The organism is Microcoleus sp. Pol12B4, assembly GCF_036701385.1.
Lineage (GTDB): Bacteria > Cyanobacteriota > Cyanobacteriia > Cyanobacteriales > Microcoleaceae > Microcoleus.
On sequence record NZ_JAUBQR010000237.1, the window covers coordinates 8,330 to 10,418 of the forward strand.

Genomic DNA, 2,089 nt, shown 5'->3' on the forward strand with positions numbered 1-2,089 from the left:
TCGAGACAAAAAATCCCGACTACTTTCGGGCTTTGCTGGCGCGCTGCTGCCAGTCCGATGTTGTCAGAAATACGCAAGTCGCGGCGGTGCCAAAATAAAATTAGATCGGACATTCGATTTTAGATTTTAGATTTTAGATTTTACAGTCCAGGACACAGGCGGGGTCAAAAACCCGGTTTCTAAGTTAAGATTTATCGGTTTGATGCACGAATTTTATAAGAAACCGGGTTTTTTTCGTCAGTCCTATTTAAGTCAAAAATGGACGTGCCAAGAAAAAGCTAGAAATTGATTTTGCATCAATTGGTTCCCCAGCTAAAATAGCTTTTTCTAATTCTTCAGGGGTGAATAAAACTGTTTCAAGGTCTTCATCATCGTCTTGTGCGGGCGGCTTTTCCAGTTTTTCCAAATCTTGGGCTAAAAAAGCATAAATGATTTCGTCGGAATAACCGGGGGCGAGAAAAAATTGCCCTAATTTCTGCCATTTTCCGGCCCGATATCCGGTTTCTTCTTCGATTTCGCGTTTGATAGTTTCGGCGGGGCTTTCATTGATTTCGACTGTACCTGCGGGAAATTCTAAAATTCGCCCTTTGGTAGCAAAGCGGTATTGGCGTACCAAGACGAGTTTACCTTCGGGTGTTACGGGAACTGCAAGTGCTCCGCCCGGGTGGCGAATACATTCCCACTCGCCTTCGGAACCGTTGGGAAGACGGAGGGTGGCTACGTCAAAGTTAAATTTGCGCCCTTGGTAAAATAGGCGTTGTTTGAGGAGTTGGGGTAGTTCTTGACCGATCGACATAAGGGAGAAGCGAATAATGTTTGAGTGCACCGATTTAAGACATCATAGGCGATCTCATAGGATTTGAGATTTGAGATTTGAGATTTTAGGTTGGGAATGACTGATAACTATCACAGTTTGGAGCTTACCTACGGTTGCATTTTTTTTACTGGTACGATGCGTGAATTTTGCTCCATTTTTACAAGGGCAATTTTTGCACTCCGGAACAGTCTGCGGTTTGCAGGAGTTGGACGATCGCACTTTTCGTCACCGGATGCACCCAATCCGGGGCAATTTCTGCTAAAGGTACTAATACAAAAGCTCTTTCGGTCATCCGTGGATGAGGCAAAGTCAGTGTCGGAGTTTCTAGGATTAAATTGTCGTACAGCAGCAAATCTAGGTCGAGGGTTCTCGGTCCCCATTTTTCTCGGCGAATTCGATTAAACTTTCTCTCGATTTCTAATAATTTTGCTAGCAATTGTTCGGGTTCTAGTGCAACTTCGAGGATGGCGCAGGCGTTGATATAATCGGGTTGCGGCGGCCCTACGGGGGCGGTTTGATACCAGCTTGAATGAGATTTTACGGCTATGCCTGGGGTGTTGTTGAGGGTTGCGATCGCGCTAGAGAGTGTGGCGAGGGAGTCGCCTAAGTTGCTACCGAGGGCGATCGCACATTTTGTTGATTTCATAAAGAAGGAAGGTTCGGCAACGGATTGTGTAACGGATGTAACGGATGTCAGGAAGAAGGAAGAGGGAAGTCGGAAGAAGGAAGAGGGAAGGGGGAAAAAGGAAGAATAAAGAAAGATTTAGTTATCTAGCCTACAAGCCCTATTGTCCGCAAAATTTGATTATACAAAATATTATTTTAATCATAACTTAATAAGATGTTAATTTTTATTGATTATGATTGACAAGTATTAGTATTTAGTTTCAAACATAATGAATTTGTACATACGTTTATTGTCGGCCGTCATTCTAGCAATTATCAGTTTAACAGCAAGTATATCGATAGCTTTGGCTGAAACCAAAGAGCGCTACCTTACCTTAGATTTGGACGGCAGTCAATCTTTTGCGAGTTTAGTGCAGCAGGCGGAAGATTTAGCAAAAGAGTCGATCGCCCGCGAGTTTCAAGAAAATCCGGCATTAACAGAAGTTACAATTATCATTACAGCCGATCGCAGCCGACAAAGGGTTCCAGTTTTGCGATCGAGAGTATCGCGCCGCGACTGGCAAAAAGATGCGAGAATCGAACAGTGGACTAGATATTTTGCCGATGCTCAATTGCTGCTGGGATTCAGAGACGGCAATACTTCGC

Annotated in this window: 4 protein-coding genes; 1 reads left to right on the plus strand and 3 read right to left on the minus strand. The window is 44.0% G+C overall.

What is annotated here, in order from left to right:
* The 3 genes from QUA38_RS24380 to folK all read right to left on the minus strand — a co-directional run.
* Nucleotides 1-113 (minus strand): deoxyribodipyrimidine photo-lyase (locus tag QUA38_RS24380; protein WP_333166481.1); only part of this gene is annotated, 113 nt, incomplete at its 3' end.
* Between the two features lie 134 nt (nucleotides 114-247).
* Nucleotides 248-796, minus strand: coding sequence for an NUDIX hydrolase (locus QUA38_RS24385; protein WP_006635393.1), 549 nt, complete (start codon nucleotides 794-796; stop codon nucleotides 248-250).
* Nucleotides 797-974: 178 nt separating this feature from the next.
* Nucleotides 975-1,463, minus strand: coding sequence for a 2-amino-4-hydroxy-6-hydroxymethyldihydropteridine diphosphokinase (gene folK, locus QUA38_RS24390; RefSeq protein ID WP_333166475.1), 489 nt, complete (start codon nucleotides 1,461-1,463; stop codon nucleotides 975-977).
* A gap of 250 nt (nucleotides 1,464-1,713) precedes the next feature.
* On the opposite strand from folK, the gene QUA38_RS24395 reads away from it, so the two are divergent.
* The coding region (locus QUA38_RS24395) for a hypothetical protein (RefSeq protein ID WP_333166478.1) at nucleotides 1,714-2,089 on the plus strand (376 nt) is incomplete at its 3' end.